The 14,093-nt window shown below is 50.7% G+C and carries 15 protein-coding genes and 1 other annotated feature; of the genes, 8 read left to right on the top strand and 7 right to left on the bottom strand.

Annotated features, from left to right (window positions below; genetic code table 11):
* Positions 1–159: 159 nt before the first annotated feature.
* The 3 genes from clpB to rluD form a co-directional block, all read right to left on the bottom strand.
* Positions 160–2,733 (bottom strand): ATP-dependent chaperone ClpB, encoded by a 2,574-nt coding sequence (clpB, locus tag E4Z61_RS22840; RefSeq protein WP_135324703.1) that lies wholly within the window; start codon positions 2,731–2,733, stop codon positions 160–162.
* A gap of 129 nt (positions 2,734–2,862) precedes the next feature.
* Positions 2,863–3,594 (bottom strand): purine nucleoside phosphorylase YfiH, encoded by a 732-nt coding sequence (gene yfiH, locus E4Z61_RS22835; RefSeq protein ID WP_135324702.1) that lies wholly within the window; start codon positions 3,592–3,594, stop codon positions 2,863–2,865.
* On the bottom strand, positions 3,591–4,571 hold the full coding sequence (gene rluD / locus E4Z61_RS22830) for a 23S rRNA pseudouridine(1911/1915/1917) synthase RluD (RefSeq protein ID WP_135324701.1): 981 nt from the start codon (positions 4,569–4,571) through the stop codon (positions 3,591–3,593). Before rluD ends, yfiH begins: the two co-directional genes overlap by 4 nt.
* Before the next feature lie 131 nt (positions 4,572–4,702).
* On the opposite strand from rluD, the gene bamD reads away from it, so the two are divergent.
* From bamD to pheA, 4 genes are all read left to right on the top strand, one after another.
* Complete coding sequence (bamD, locus tag E4Z61_RS22825) at positions 4,703–5,440, top strand: outer membrane protein assembly factor BamD (protein WP_096756107.1); 738 nt, start codon at positions 4,703–4,705, stop codon at positions 5,438–5,440.
* A 269-nt stretch (positions 5,441–5,709) separates the two neighbouring features.
* Positions 5,710–6,048, top strand: coding sequence for a ribosome-associated translation inhibitor RaiA (gene raiA, locus E4Z61_RS22820; RefSeq protein ID WP_096756105.1), 339 nt, complete (start codon positions 5,710–5,712; stop codon positions 6,046–6,048).
* 102 nt (positions 6,049–6,150) lie between these two features.
* Positions 6,151–6,276 (top strand) — a sequence feature (Phe leader region).
* Positions 6,152–6,199 (top strand): pheA operon leader peptide PheL, encoded by a 48-nt coding sequence (pheL, locus tag E4Z61_RS22815; RefSeq protein ID WP_100250063.1) that lies wholly within the window; start codon positions 6,152–6,154, stop codon positions 6,197–6,199. Its footprint overlaps the feature before it by 48 nt.
* 22 nt (positions 6,277–6,298) lie before the next feature.
* The gene (pheA, locus tag E4Z61_RS22810; RefSeq protein ID WP_135324700.1) at positions 6,299–7,459 is read left to right on the top strand and encodes a bifunctional chorismate mutase/prephenate dehydratase; all 1,161 of its coding nucleotides are present in this window, start codon (positions 6,299–6,301) and stop codon (positions 7,457–7,459) included.
* A 47-nt stretch (positions 7,460–7,506) separates the two neighbouring features.
* Here pheA and tyrA read toward each other — a convergent pair whose 3' ends face one another.
* Both tyrA and aroF read right to left on the bottom strand, forming a co-directional pair.
* Positions 7,507–8,628 (bottom strand): bifunctional chorismate mutase/prephenate dehydrogenase, encoded by a 1,122-nt coding sequence (gene tyrA, locus E4Z61_RS22805; protein WP_135324699.1) that lies wholly within the window; start codon positions 8,626–8,628, stop codon positions 7,507–7,509.
* A 10-nt stretch (positions 8,629–8,638) separates the two neighbouring features.
* Positions 8,639–9,709: a 3-deoxy-7-phosphoheptulonate synthase AroF gene (gene aroF, locus E4Z61_RS22800; RefSeq protein WP_135324698.1), complete on the bottom strand. Its 1,071-nt coding sequence runs from the start codon at positions 9,707–9,709 to the stop codon at positions 8,639–8,641.
* A gap of 216 nt (positions 9,710–9,925) precedes the next feature.
* On the opposite strand from aroF, the gene E4Z61_RS22795 reads away from it, so the two are divergent.
* From E4Z61_RS22795 to E4Z61_RS22780, 4 genes are all read left to right on the top strand, one after another.
* Positions 9,926–10,300 carry a DUF2799 domain-containing protein gene (locus E4Z61_RS22795; RefSeq protein WP_135324697.1) on the top strand — a complete coding sequence of 125 codons (375 nt, stop codon included), beginning with the start codon at positions 9,926–9,928 and terminating at the stop codon, positions 10,298–10,300.
* A 158-nt stretch (positions 10,301–10,458) separates the two neighbouring features.
* Positions 10,459–10,977 (top strand): regulatory sequestration protein YfiR, encoded by a 519-nt coding sequence (gene yfiR, locus E4Z61_RS22790; RefSeq protein WP_135324696.1) that lies wholly within the window; start codon positions 10,459–10,461, stop codon positions 10,975–10,977.
* Positions 10,970–12,196 carry a diguanylate cyclase DgcN/YfiN gene (gene dgcN / locus E4Z61_RS22785; RefSeq protein ID WP_135324695.1) on the top strand — a complete coding sequence of 409 codons (1,227 nt, stop codon included), beginning with the start codon at positions 10,970–10,972 and terminating at the stop codon, positions 12,194–12,196. Before yfiR ends, dgcN begins: the two co-directional genes overlap by 8 nt.
* A gap of 12 nt (positions 12,197–12,208) precedes the next feature.
* Positions 12,209–12,691, top strand: coding sequence for an OmpA family protein (locus E4Z61_RS22780; protein WP_135324694.1), 483 nt, complete (start codon positions 12,209–12,211; stop codon positions 12,689–12,691).
* Positions 12,692–12,907: 216 nt separating this feature from the next.
* Here E4Z61_RS22780 and rplS read toward each other — a convergent pair whose 3' ends face one another.
* A complete protein-coding gene (gene rplS, locus E4Z61_RS22775; RefSeq protein WP_002914145.1) occupies positions 12,908–13,255 on the bottom strand; it encodes a 50S ribosomal protein L19 in 348 nt (115 codons plus the stop codon).
* A gap of 39 nt (positions 13,256–13,294) precedes the next feature.
* Complete coding sequence (trmD, locus tag E4Z61_RS22770) at positions 13,295–14,062, bottom strand: tRNA (guanosine(37)-N1)-methyltransferase TrmD (RefSeq protein ID WP_115257737.1); 768 nt, start codon at positions 14,060–14,062, stop codon at positions 13,295–13,297.
* Positions 14,063–14,093: the final 31 nt, after the last annotated feature.

Raw genomic sequence — 14,093 nt, 5'->3', positions numbered from 1 at the left:
CCGTGTCAGTGGAGGCGCATTATAGGGAGTTATTTCAGGCTGACAAGTTAAAAATACAAAAAACCTATCAAGCGATTATTTTTCAACCAATCCTCCTATTTTCGCCTGGCTTTTAAACAAAAACGAGCCCCACCGGACCCGTTTTTGTTAATTTGTGACTTACTGCACTGCCACAATACGATCGTCATTTACTTCCAGACGGATTGTTTTGCCAGGAACCAGCTCACCAGACAGGATTTGCTGGGCCAGCGGGTTTTCAATCTGTTGCTGAATAGCACGTTTCAATGGACGCGCCCCGTAGACCGGATCGTAACCATTCGCACTCAGCAGTTTCAGCGCCTCGTCAGAGATGTGGATTTCATAGCCACGCTCTTCAAGACGTTTATACAAACGCTGCAACTGGATCTGTGCAATAGATGCAATATGTTGTTCACCCAATGGATGGAAGACAACAACTTCATCTATACGGTTAATAAATTCCGGACGGAAGTTTTGACTGACCACGCCCAGCACAAGGTCTTTCATATGTCCGTAGTCCAGGTCGCCGAAACGTTCCTGGATGAGATCGGACCCCAGGTTCGAAGTCATGATGACTACCGTATTACGGAAGTCGACCGTTCTCCCTTGCCCATCAGTCAATCGGCCGTCGTCCAGCACCTGCAGCAGAATGTTGAACACATCCGGATGCGCCTTTTCCACTTCATCCAGCAGAATGACGGAATAAGGACGACGACGCACCGCTTCTGTCAGGTAGCCGCCCTCTTCATAGCCAACGTATCCCGGAGGCGCACCGACCAGACGAGAGACAGAGTGTTTCTCCATAAACTCGGACATATCGATACGCACCATCGCATCGTCGCTGTCGAACATAAAGTTAGCCAGCGCTTTACACAGCTCGGTTTTACCGACACCGGTCGGTCCGAGGAATAAGAACGAACCAATCGGACGATTCGGATCGGACAACCCCGCACGGCTACGGCGAATAGCGTTAGATACCGCTTCCACCGCTTCGTTCTGACCAATTACGCGATTATGCAGATCCTGCTCCATGCGCAGCAGTTTTTCACGCTCGCCTTCCAACATGCGGGCGACAGGGATCCCCGTCCAGCGCGCCAATACTTCGGCAATTTCCGCATCCGTCACTTTATTACGCAACAGGCGCATAGTTTTGCCTTCAGACTGCGTGGCGGCTTCCAGTTGTTTTTCCAGCTCAGGAATTTTGCCATACTGCAGTTCGGACATACGCGCCAGGTCACCTACACGACGCGCCTGTTCGATAGCGATTTTCGCCTGCTCCAGTTCAGCCTTAATCGTCTGTGTGCCGGAGAGTGACGCTTTTTCCGCTTTCCATTCTTCTTCCAGCTCAGAATACTGACGCTCTTTGTCGTCAAGTTCTTCATTAAGCATATCGAGGCGCTTTTTGCTCGCCTCATCAGACTCTTTCATTAACGCCTGTTGTTCTAGTTTGAGCTGGATGATACGGCGGTCGAGTCGGTCCAGTTCTTCCGGCTTGGAGTCAATCTGCATACGAATGCTGGACGCGGCTTCATCGATAAGATCGATGGCTTTATCCGGCAACTGACGGTCAGCAATGTAACGGTGAGACAGCGTCGCTGCAGCAACAATTGCCGGGTCAGTAATCTGCACATGGTGGTGCAGCTCATAACGTTCTTTCAGCCCACGCAAAATCGCGATGGTGTCTTCTACGCTCGGCTCGGCAACAAACACTTTCTGGAAACGACGTTCCAGCGCCGCATCTTTTTCAATGTACTGGCGATACTCATCAAGCGTTGTGGCCCCGACACAGTGCAGTTCCCCACGCGCCAGCGCCGGTTTCAGCATGTTCCCGGCATCCATGGCACCATCGGCTTTGCCTGCGCCAACCATAGTATGCAGCTCATCGATAAACAGAATGACGTTACCTTCCTGTTTCGACAGATCGTTCAACACGCCTTTTAAACGTTCTTCAAATTCACCGCGATATTTCGCCCCTGCCACCAGCGCGCCCATATCCAGCGCCAGTACACGGCGGCCTTTTAAGCCTTCCGGTACTTCGCCATTAATGATGCGCTGAGCAAGCCCTTCGACAATAGCCGTTTTACCGACGCCTGGTTCACCGATTAACACCGGGTTATTTTTTGTACGACGCTGCAGCACCTGAATGGTGCGGCGAATTTCTTCATCACGACCGATAACCGGATCGAGTTTGCCCTGTTCGGCACGCTCGGTCAGATCGACGGTGTATTTTTTCAAGGCCTGACGTTGGTCTTCAGCCCCCTGGTCGTTCACGCTTTCACCTCCACGCATCTGTTCAATTGCCTGAGTGACATTGGCGGTCGTCGCCCCCGCTGATTTTAATAAATCGGTCAGCGTGCCGCGCGACTCAAGCGCCGCCAGAACGAACAGTTCTGACGAAATAAAATTGTCCCCACGCTTTTGCGCCAGCTTGTCGCAAAGATTCAGTACGCGCACCAGCTCCTGAGAAGGCTGCACATCACCACCGGTACCTTCTACCTGTGGCAAACGGCTCAATGCCTGATCAATGGCTGTGCGTAACTGGCCAGCATTAATGCCAGCAGACGTTAACAAAGGACGGACCGATCCCCCCTCCTGATTAAGCAGGGCGCTCATAAGATGAAGAGGTTCGATAAATTGGTTGTCGTGCCCCAATGCAAGTGACTGGGCATCGGCGAGAGCAAGCTGGAATTTATTAGTAAGACGATCCAGACGCATAACTCCTCCCATAACAGGTCAAAATTGCTACTGGAGATTAAATGAGGTCATCCCTCAATTATTCAAGGTGAATGACCTGAATTATGTGAAAAGAAAATTACGCGTACCGGATCGTCTTGATTCTTTAGGTTATATCAGCCAAATAAAACTTGCCATACGACCGGTGGTATTGTCGCGACGATAAGAGAAGAAAGTCTCACTTTCGCTGAACGTACAGCGGTCACCGCCATAGAGATTCTCGACCCCAACATTTGCAAGGCGCTGACGAGCAAGCTGATAAATATCCGCTAGGTACTTTTCGTCACGCGGCTGAAATGCTCTGTCCGCTTTCGGATCTTTGGCCATAAACGCTTCACGCACTTCAGGTCCCACTTCAAACGCGCGGGGACCAATTGCCGGACCTAACCAGGCAATAATATTTTCAGGTTTATCAGCAAAACAGGCCACCGTCTCTTCCAGCACGCCTTCACATAACCCGCGCCAGCCCGCATGGGCCGCCGCGACTTCCGTTCCTGCACGATTACAAAACAGCACCGGCAAACAGTCCGCCGTCATCACCGCACACACAGTGCCCGGCGTATTGCTGTAAGACGCATCCGCACGCTTAGAATGATAAGGCTCGCCAGTAAGTTTCAGGACTTCTTTACCATGCACCTGTTCGAGCCAGACGGGTTTAGAAGGCAGATTGCCCGCAGCAAATAGCCGTTTGCGGTTCTCTTCAACATGCTCCGGGTTATCGCCGCAATGGGCACCCAGATTCAGCGAATCATACGGCGGCATACTCACGCCACCAATACGGGTAGAACTACAGGCTGCGACGCCTTGCGGCAGCGGCCACTGCGGGACAATTAGCTTACTCATAGCCAGGCCACGTCATCCTTATGCTCTTCGAAATCGGCACGCATCACGGCAATCAAATCAACCATATCTTGCGGGATCGGCGCATGCCATTCCATTTCGATACCAGTGATCGGGTGATACAGGCGCAGCATGGTGGCATGCAGCGCCTGGCGATCGAACTTACGCAGGGTAGAGATGAATGCATCCGATGCACCTTTCGGTGGACGCGGACGGCCACCGTAGACCTGGTCACCCACCAGCGGGTGGGTAATGTGCGCCATGTGTACGCGGATCTGGTGCGTACGTCCTGTTTCCAGACGCAGCCTAAGGCGCGTGTGTACACGGAAGTGTTCCATAATGCGGTAGTGCGTTACTGCAGGTTTACCCATTGGATGCACGGACATATGTGTACGCTTGGTGGGATGACGGCTGATCGGCTCTTCTACAGTACCGCCTGCTGTCATATGACCAATCGCCACAGCTTCATACTCACGCGTAATTTCACGCAGCTGCAACGACTCAACCAGACGCGTCTGCGCCGGAACCGTTTTTGCCACCACCATTAATCCAGTAGTGTCTTTATCCAGACGGTGCACGATACCCGCACGTGGAACATCTGCAATTGGCGGATAGTAATGCAGTAACGCATTCAATACCGTGCCATCCGGATTACCGGCCCCCGGATGCACCACGAAGTCACGTGGCTTGTTGATCACCAGAATGTCGTCATCTTCATAAACGATATCCAGTGGGATATCTTGCGCTTCAAAACGTATTTCTTCGTCAATTTCAGCATTGATGGAGACACGCTCTCCACCCAAAACTTTTTCTTTCGGCTTATCGCAAAGATTCCCATTAACCAGCACGCGCTGGTCGAGGATCCATTCTTTTATGCGTGAACGCGAATAATCAGGGAACAATTCGGCCAAAGCCTGATCTAAGCGTTGACCGAGCTGATTTTCGGAGACTGTTGCGGTGAGTTCTACTCGTTGTGCCATAAACTGCTTCTTCGTTTAACGTTGGGTTTTACGGCTTTGCCGTTTAATATAGTGTGCTATTGTAGCTGGTCTTAACCGGGAGCAGGAACAGAGAATCTCCCGTAAAACATTTTGAGGAAAGTCAAAACGTCATGACGCGCATGAAATACCTGGTGGCAGCAGCCACGTTGAGCCTGTTTTTGGCGGGTTGCTCTGGTTCAAAGGAAGAGGTGCCCGATAACCCACCAAATGAAATCTACGCGACTGCTCAGCAAAAGCTGCAGGACGGTAACTGGAAACAGGCAATAACGCAATTGGAAGCGTTGGATAATCGCTATCCATTTGGACCGTATTCTCAGCAGGTGCAATTAGATCTCATCTACGCCTACTACAAAAATGCCGATCTGCCGCTCGCTCAGGCTGCCATCGATCGCTTTATCCGTCTGAACCCGACACACCCTAACATTGATTATGTCATGTATATGCGTGGCCTGACCAATATGGCGTTGGATGATAGCGCACTGCAAGGATTCTTTGGTGTTGATCGCAGCGATCGCGATCCACAGCACGCCCGAGCTGCGTTTAACGACTTTTCCAAACTTGTACGTGGCTATCCGAACAGCCAGTACACGACAGATGCCACCAAGCGTCTGGTGTTCCTGAAAGATCGCCTGGCAAAGTATGAATACTCCGTTGCGGAATACTACACCGCGCGCGGCGCATGGGTTGCCGTGGTAAACCGAGTGGAAGGTATGCTGCGTGACTTCCCAGATACCCAGGCAACACGTGATGCTCTACCGCTGATGGAAAACGCCTATCGCCAGATGCAGATGACCGCACAGGCAGAAAAAGTGGCGAAAATCATTGCAGCCAACAGCAGCAACACCTAATTTATCGCTGAATGCAAAACGGCAGCCCAAGGGCTGCCGTTTTTTTATCCGTTGACGCCACAACTGAAGCGGTTTAGCGGCGACGCATCCCATCAAATATGGCCTGCTTTCAGGTATTCCTCAAGTAAAAAATCGCCTGTTCCTGCGATGCCTCACAAAAAGGTTTTCTTGACAAAAAGCGACAAAATAATGTGATTTAAATCACACATTTTGACATTAGGAAAGGTATGCTGGAATCACCAAGACGGGAAAGACAAGAGGTAAAATTTATGACAATGAACATTACCAGTAAACAAATGGAAATTACTCCGGCAATTCGCCAGCATGTCGCAGACCGTCTCGCCAAACTTGAAAAATGGCAAACTCATCTGATTAATCCACATATCATTCTGTCCAAGGAGCCACAGGGTTTCACTGCTGATGCCACCATCAATACACCGAACGGACATTTGGTTGCCAGCGCTAAGCACGAAGATATGTACACCGCAATTAACGATTTGATCAACAAGCTGGAACGGCAGCTCAATAAAGTGCAGCACAAAGGCGAAGCCCGTCGTGCAACAACTTCAGTAAAAGACGCCAACTTCGTCGAAGCAGAAGAAGAGTAGTCCCTTACATTGAGTGTATCGCCAACGCGCCTCCGGGCGCGTTTTTTGTTGACAGGGTGAAAACAGTACGGGTACTTTACTGTCGTAGCCAAAGGAAAATAACATGAAACTTGTTCCGTTCTTCTTCGCATTCTTTTTTACCTTCCCCTGAATGGGAGGCGTTTCGTCGTGTGATAAAGAATGCGAAGACGAACAATAAGGCCTCCCACAACGGGAGGCCTTTTTTATTGATAATAAAAAAGGCAACACTATGACATCGGAAAACCCGTTACTGGCGCTGCGCGATAAGATAAGCACGCTGGATGAAAAATTACTGGCCTTGCTGGCTGAGCGTCGTGGTCTGGCCGTAGAAGTCGGCAAAGCAAAACTGCTTTCTCATCGTCCGGTGCGCGATATTGACCGCGAACGCGATCTGTTAGACCGACTGATCCAGTTGGGTAAAGCACATCACCTCGACGCACACTACATCACTCGCCTGTTCCAACTGATCATCGAAGATTCCGTGCTCACCCAACAGGCGCTCCTGCAGCAGCATCTGAACAAGATCAACCCGCACTCAGCCCGGGTCGCTTTTCTGGGGCCAAAAGGCTCCTATTCACACCTCGCCGCGCGTCAGTATGCCGCTCGCCATTTTGAACAATTTATTGAAAGCGGTTGTGCAAAGTTTGCCGACATCTTCAACCAAGTCGAAACCGGACAAGCGGACTACGCGGTAGTACCGATCGAGAACACCAGCTCCGGCGCGATTAACGATGTTTACGACCTGCTGCAGCACACCACGCTCTCTATCGTCGGCGAGATGACCATTATCATCGACCACTGCGTGTTGGTTTCCGGCACCACGGATCTGAATAGCATCGAAACGGTGTACAGCCACCCGCAACCGTTCCAGCAATGCAGCAAATTCCTCAATCGCTACCCGCACTGGAAGATCGAATACACTGAAAGCACCTCTGCGGCCATGGAAAAGGTTGCACAGACTAACTCACCACACGTAGCGGCTCTGGGAAGCGAAGCCGGCGGCGTGCTGCACGGTCTGCAGGTACTTGAACATATTGAAGCGAATCAGACGCAAAACATTACCCGTTTTGTCGTGCTGGCACGCAAGGCTATCAATGTTTCCGACCAGGTTCCGGCGAAGACCACGCTGCTCATGGCGACAGGACAACAAGCGGGTGCGCTGGTTGAGGCCCTGCTGGTGCTGCGCAACCATAATCTGATTATGACCAAGCTGGAGTCGCGCCCGATTCACGGCAATCCGTGGGAAGAGATGTTTTATCTCGATATCCAGGCCAACCTGGAATCGCCGGAAATGCAAAAAGCACTGAAGGAGTTGGGAGAGATTACCCGTTCGATGAAGGTGTTGGGATGTTATCCGAGTGAGAACGTGGTGCCGGTCGATCCGAGCTAACGTGTGATAATACCGGATGGCGTATACGCCGCCATCCGGCATCTACTCTACTGGCGACTATCGTTGGCCTGACGCAACAGCGTCCGACTTTCGTTCTGGAAGCGTTTGGCATAATCGCCAAACCAGTGTTCAACTTTACGGAAGCTGTCGATAAACGCTTGCTTATCCCCCTGCTCCAGCAAACCAATCGCTTCACCAAAACGCTGGTAATAACGTTTGATCAACGCGAGGTTACTCTCAGACGACATTATGATGTCGGCATACAGTTGCGGATCCTGGGCAAACAGGCGTCCGACCATGGCCAGTTCTAGACGGTATATCGGCGAAGATAGCGCCAGTAACTGCTCAAGCTGAACATTCTCTTCCGCTAAGTGCAACCCGTAAGCGAAGGTTGCAAAGTGGCGCAACGCCTGAATAAACGCCATGTTCTGATCGTGCTCGACGGCGCTGATCCGATGCAGCCTCGCTCCCCAGACCTGAATCTGTTCCAGGAACCATTGATAGGCTTCCGGCTGGCGTCCATCGCACCAGACAACCACCTGCTTTGCCAGACTGCCGCTGTCCGGGCCAAACATCGGATGCAATCCTACTACCGGACCATCGTGCGCCGCCAGCATCGCCTGCAGCGGGCCGTTTTTCACCGAGGCCAGATCGACCAGGATACAATCAGCAGGCAAGCGCGGTAATTTCGCGATCACCTGCTCTGTGACGTGAATAGGCACGCTAACGATTACCATTCCAGCGTCGGCCACGATGTCCTCGGCGCGATCCCAGTCCTGTTGTTCAAGAATACGCACCTGATAACCCGACAGAGTAAGCATTTTCTCGAACAGCCGTCCCATCTGACCACCACCACCGACGATCACCACCGGGCGTAAATCAGGACAAAGTGTTTTAAATCCTTTGTCATTCTCGCTGGAGTATGACTCACGCATTACACGACGTAATACATCTTCAATCAGATCCGGCGGTACCCCGAGCGCTTCGGCTTCTGCACGGCGAGAAGCCAGCATAGACGCCTCCCGCTCAGGCACGTAAATCGGTAGCCCGAAGCGACTTTTTACCTCGCCAACTTCGGCAACCAGTTCCAGACGGCGTGCCAGCAAATCCAGCAGCGCCTTATCCACTTCATCAATTTGATCGCGTAATGCGGTCAATTCAGCCACCATAACTCACCTCTTAAGCCAGGCGCGTCGCCAGTTGGCCGTTCAAGTCTTTATTAATTTCACGCAACAACGCGTCCGTCATTTCCCAGCTAATGCAGGCGTCTGTTACGGACACGCCGTATTTCATTGCGCTACGCGGTTGCTCGGAAGACTGGTTGCCTTCGTGAATATTGCTTTCTATCATCAAGCCGATGATTGAACGATTGCCATCTTTAATTTGCGCAATCACAGACTCTGCGACGGCAGGCTGGCGACGGTAATCTTTGTTGGAGTTACCATGACTGCAATCTACCATCAGTGACGGTCGCAGTCCCGCCTGCTCCATTTCTTTTTCGCACTGAGCGACATCTGCAGGACTGTAATTTGGTGCTTTACCACCGCGTAGAATCACGTGACCGTCCGGATTACCCTGCGTTTGCAGCAGTGCCACCTGCCCTGCCTGGTTAATCCCCACAAAACGGTGCGACTGTGCCGCTGCGCGCATGGCGTTAATGGCTGTCGCCAGGCTGCCGTCAGTGCCGTTTTTAAAACCAACCGGCATGGACAGACCCGAAGCCATTTCACGGTGAGTCTGTGATTCAGTCGTACGCGCACCGATAGCGGACCAGCTAAATAGATCGCCCAGGTATTGCGGGCTGTTGGGATCCAACGCTTCTGTTGCCAGCGGCAGCCCCATATTCACCAGTTCAAGCAGCAACTGACGCGCAATTTTCAGGCCTGCTTCAACATCAAAAGAGCCATCCATGTGAGGATCGTTAATCAACCCTTTCCAGCCGACGGTGGTACGGGGTTTTTCAAAATAGACGCGCATCACCAGGTAGAGGCTATCGCTGACCTCTGCGGCAAGGGCTTTAAATCGACGAGCATATTCCAGAGCAGTTTCAGGATCGTGAATTGAGCAAGGGCCACACACCACCAGCAAACGCGGATCGCGACCAGCGATGATGTCAGAAATCGTTTTGCGCGACTGAGCAATTTGCTCCTCTTGCGCCTGACTCAACGGGAACGCCGTTTTAAGTTGTTCCGGGGTCATCAGAACCTGTTCGTCGGTAATATGTACGTTATTCAGCGCGTCTTTTTGCATGATGGCGATCCTGTTTAGCTCGTTTGCGATAGTTATTCCTCAGCGAGGAGGTGATTACGATAACACAACAGGTAAAGATTTCAATCCACATTCCGTAAATATTAATTTACAAGATGCTATTTTACAGCAAATACATGACGCGAATTCGTACACTTAAATTTACACACACTAATTATCAGATCCGCTATGCTTTAAAAAAACCAGGGAGTACCAGCAATGAAGCAACTCGTCTGCACTGTATTGGCATTACTTCTTAGCGGATGTCAGATAGATCCCTATACCCACGCCCCAACTTGGACCGGCACTGACTGGTACGATGCCGGGATACAAGATGCTATTTCGGGGTATGTCGTTAAAGATAATGAAACGCTTGCCGACAATTACAATGACCCCGAGGTCGATCGTGCACAATATCTTAAGGGTTATACCGAAGGGCAGAGAAAAACCTGTCAGCCGGATTTTGTCTACGCAAGGGGACTGGCCGGAAAAACCTTTCCACCAAGTTGCGACACTGTGGAAGATGTTAGTCAATTACACAGTGCCTGGCAAAATGGTTCAAATGAAGGCGCTGCATCTATAAGGCTAAATTAAACAATAAGTTATAATGAATAAAATAATGAGATTTAACTTAAATCAGTAATATTATCCCTCCAGATATAATGACGCCTTGGTAAAATAATGTTACTTTGTTGCGAACAATCGTGAATGTATTTCGACGTATTACGGCTAACGCTGGTAGGTACCTTTTCATGAGCTTTTCTTATCGACTCATACTTCTACTGGCACTGCTACTGTCCGGATTACCGCTGTATGCCCAAAACGTGACGGAAGAGGCGAAATCCGTACGCTCGATGGTTTCCGGTATCGTCAGCTACACGCGCTGGCCTGTGCTTTCCGGTCCGCCCAAACTGTGTATTTTCTCTTCATCACGTTTTACCAGTGTGCTGCAAGATACGCGTTCCGGGGCGTTACCCTATCTTCCCGTCATCGTTCATACACAACAAGACAGTTTAGTTGCGCAGTGTGACGGTTTTTATTTTGGCAATGAATCCCCGGCATTTCAGGTGGAATTAAAGAGTCAATTCCCGACTAAGGCATTGTTATTAATTGCCGAACAGAATTCCGATTGCGTTATTGGTAGCGCCTTTTGCCTCATCATAAATAATGAAGAAGTGAGGTTTTCAGTAAATATGGACTCCCTCTCACGTAGTGGTGTAAGGGTCAGTCCTGACGTATTGATGCTTGCACGGAATAATAAGCATGGATAAGGGTATTTCTCCCATAACACGCCCGACGTTCAAACGGACATTACGGCGTATCAGCATCGTCAGCGTACTGGTTACTATGACGCTGATCTGGCTGCTGCTGAGCATTTCTTCCGTGCTGGCACTCAAGCAGTATGCGCAAAAAAATCTGGATCTGACCGCCGCAACCATGACCCACTCGCTTGAAGCTTCATTGGTGTTTTCCGATAGCGTTGCGGCAACAGAAACGCTGGCTGCACTGGGACAACAAGGGCAATTCTCCGTTGCGGAAGTACGCAATAAAAATCAAAAGGTGATCGCCACCTGGCGTTATGACGCCCAGGACACAACCGATAAGATCAGCGGTCTGATCAGCCACTGGCTGTTCCCTCAGCCGGTGACACAGCCTATTTTGCACAATGGCAACGTCATTGGTGAAGTGCGCCTGATTGCACGCGACAGCGTCATCAGCCATTTCATCTATCTGTCACTGGCCGTGCTGACCGGATGCATTTTGCTGGCCTCCGGTATTGCATTAATGCTCACTCGTTATTTGCATAACGGCGTCGTTGAAGCGCTGCAAAATATTACCGAGGTGGTGCACGATGTTCGTACCAACCGCAACTTCTCACGGCGAGTATCCGAAGAGCGCATTGAAGAGTTTCATCTGTTTGCTCAGGACTTTAATAGTCTGCTGGATGAGATGGAAGAGTGGCAACTGCGACTGCAGGCTAAAAACGCTCAGCTGTTACGTACCGCGCTGCACGACCCCCTGACCGGACTTGCAAATCGCGCTGCATTTCGCAGCAGCATTAACGCCCTGATGAACGACGATGCTGCCCATAGCAGTTCTGCGTTGTTATTCCTTGATGGCGATAATTTTAAATTTATTAATGATACTTGGGGGCACGCTGCAGGCGACCGGGTCCTGATTGAAGTCGCAAAGAGGCTGGCCGAATTTGGTGGTAATCAGCATCAGCCCTACCGGCTTGGCGGCGATGAATTTGCCATGGTGCTGTACAGCGTCCATTCTGAATACGAAGTTCAGCGTATCTGCGCGGCGCTGTCTCAAGAATTTAATCGTCCGTTTGACCTTCACAATGGTCATCTGGCAAGCATGACACTAAGCATCGGATTTGCGCTGACGTGGGAACATGCCTCTGCCGAGAAATTACAAGAACTTGCCGATCACAATATGTATCAGGCTAAACATTTGCGTTCTGAACGCATCATTAAAAATTAAGGAATTACACACATGCTAAAACGACTATTATCCCCGTTTATTCTGATAATACTGATTCTGGCTGGCTGTCAGGCTCCTCAGGGCAAATTTACCCCTGAGCAAATTGCTGCCATGAAATCATATGGATTTACCGAAGCGTCAGGCGACTGGTCGCTGGGTCTGTCTGATACAATCCTGTTTGATAAAAACGACTATAAACTGCGTCCTGAAAGTGAAAAACAGATACAGGAAATGGCATCCAAACTGGCAGCAACCGGCCTGAACCATGCGCGTCTGGATGGTCATACTGATAATTACGGCGAAGACAGCTACAACGAAGCCCTGTCACTCAAGCGAGCCAATGTGGTTGCAGACGCCTGGGCTCAGGGCGCCAACATCCCACGTAGCAATCTGACGACACAAGGATTGGGGAAAAAATACCCGATTGCCAGTAACCAGACCTCAAAAGGCCGTGCCGAAAACCGCCGTGTTGCGGTCGTCATCAGCACGCCTTAGTCCCCATACTCGACTGACTGCGCCAACACAGTCCCTGGCGCAGCCAGTCGATGTCTATGGTGAAACCCGTCATCTCCAACACCACAATTCCCCTTTCCAGCAGGATCGCCACCCCTCGATCGGCTTAATCGTTGGCAAAGAGCATTTTATCGAGATAAAAAAAAGGGCCAGCCCATTGGCCAGCCCCTTCTGTCAGGATGTCGCCTGAGCGATATCTTAGTTAAGACGCTCTTTGATACGAGCAGACTTACCAGTGCGCTCACGCAGGTAGTACAGTTTAGCTTTACGAACAGCACCACGACGTTTAACAGCAATGCTGTCAACTACCGGAGAGTGAGTCTGGAAGACACGCTCAACGCCTTCGCCGTTGGAGATTTTACGAACAGTGAATGCAGAGTGCAGACCGCGGTTACGAATAGCGATAACCACGCCCTCGAATGCCTGCAGACGTTTTTTGGAACCTTCAACAACCCATACTTTCACTTCCACGGTATCACCCGGACGGAAGGAAGGTACGTCCTGCTTCATCTGTTCTTGTTCAAGTTGCTTAATAATGTTGCTCATAATTTAATCTCTTATCCTGGGTAAACTGATATTGGGGGCTTACGCCTGCCCATCATGTTTATGTTGCTGTTGTGCGTGTTCCTTTTTGAACTCCGCCAGCAACCTTGCTTGCTCTTCAGTCAGAGCCAGGTTTTCCAGAAGTTCAGGTCTTCTAAGCCAGGTACGGCCCAGCGACTGCTTCAAACGCCAGCGACGTATCTCAGCGTGGTTCCCCGACAGCAATACTGCCGGTACTTCCATCTGTTCTAACACTTCAGGTCGGGTATAGTGCGGGCAGTCCAGCAATCCATCGGCAAAGGAATCTTCCGTTGCCGAAGCTTCATGACCCAGTACCCCCGGAATAAACCGGGAAACGGAATCAATCAGCGTCATTGCTGCTAATTCTCCACCGCTGAGAACGTAATCGCCGATTGACCATTCTTCATCAATTTCGGTCTGAATCACGCGCTCATCTACTCCCTCATAGCGACCGCACACCAGAATCAGCTTTTGATTCGTGGCCAGTTCGCTAACGCCCGCTTGATCAAGCTTGCGTCCCTGAGGTGACAGATAAATCACTTTCGCGCCTTCACCTGCCGCATCTTTTGCTGCATGAATGGCATCCCGTAAAGGTTGCACCATCATTAACATCCCCGGTCCGCCGCCGTAAGGACGATCGTCCACGGTACGGTGCCGGTCATGAGCAAAGTCACGAGGACTCCAGCTCTGGATGTTCAGCAAGCCATTTTTTACTGCCCGGCCAGTTACCCCGTAATCGGTAATTGCGCGGAACATTTCTGGAAACAGGCTAACGATACCTATAAACACAAGCCAATCCCCATCACGCCGACTTTTACCG

This window comes from Citrobacter tructae (assembly GCF_004684345.1).
GTDB classification, from domain to species: Bacteria; Pseudomonadota; Gammaproteobacteria; order Enterobacterales; family Enterobacteriaceae; genus Citrobacter; species Citrobacter tructae.
The sequence above is the reverse complement of the archived record's forward strand: the minus strand, read 5'-3'. Positions and strand labels throughout refer to the sequence as shown.

Bases quoted from the DNA above. Each gene is read 5' to 3' on its own strand.
- dgcN (WP_135324695.1), top strand. From the start codon at position 10,970: ATGGATAAGGGTATTTCTCCCATAACACGCCCGACGTTCAAACGGACA.
- E4Z61_RS22795 (WP_135324697.1), top strand. From the start codon at position 9,926: ATGAAGCAACTCGTCTGCACTGTATTGGCATTACTTCTTAGCGGATGT.
- yfiR (WP_135324696.1), top strand. From the start codon at position 10,459: ATGAGCTTTTCTTATCGACTCATACTTCTACTGGCACTGCTACTGTCC.
- E4Z61_RS22780 (WP_135324694.1), top strand. From the start codon at position 12,209: ATGCTAAAACGACTATTATCCCCGTTTATTCTGATAATACTGATTCTG.
- rplS (WP_002914145.1), bottom strand. From the start codon at position 13,255: ATGAGCAACATTATTAAGCAACTTGAACAAGAACAGATGAAGCAGGAC.
- yfiH (WP_135324702.1), bottom strand. From the start codon at position 3,594: ATGAGTAAGCTAATTGTCCCGCAGTGGCCGCTGCCGCAAGGCGTCGCA.
- aroF (WP_135324698.1), bottom strand. From the start codon at position 9,709: ATGCAAAAAGACGCGCTGAATAACGTACATATTACCGACGAACAGGTT.
- clpB (WP_135324703.1), bottom strand. From the start codon at position 2,733: ATGCGTCTGGATCGTCTTACTAATAAATTCCAGCTTGCTCTCGCCGAT.
- rluD (WP_135324701.1), bottom strand. From the start codon at position 4,571: ATGGCACAACGAGTAGAACTCACCGCAACAGTCTCCGAAAATCAGCTC.
- bamD (WP_096756107.1), top strand. From the start codon at position 4,703: ATGACGCGCATGAAATACCTGGTGGCAGCAGCCACGTTGAGCCTGTTT.
- raiA (WP_096756105.1), top strand. From the start codon at position 5,710: ATGACAATGAACATTACCAGTAAACAAATGGAAATTACTCCGGCAATT.
- pheA (WP_135324700.1), top strand. From the start codon at position 6,299: ATGACATCGGAAAACCCGTTACTGGCGCTGCGCGATAAGATAAGCACG.
- tyrA (WP_135324699.1), bottom strand. From the start codon at position 8,628: ATGGTGGCTGAATTGACCGCATTACGCGATCAAATTGATGAAGTGGAT.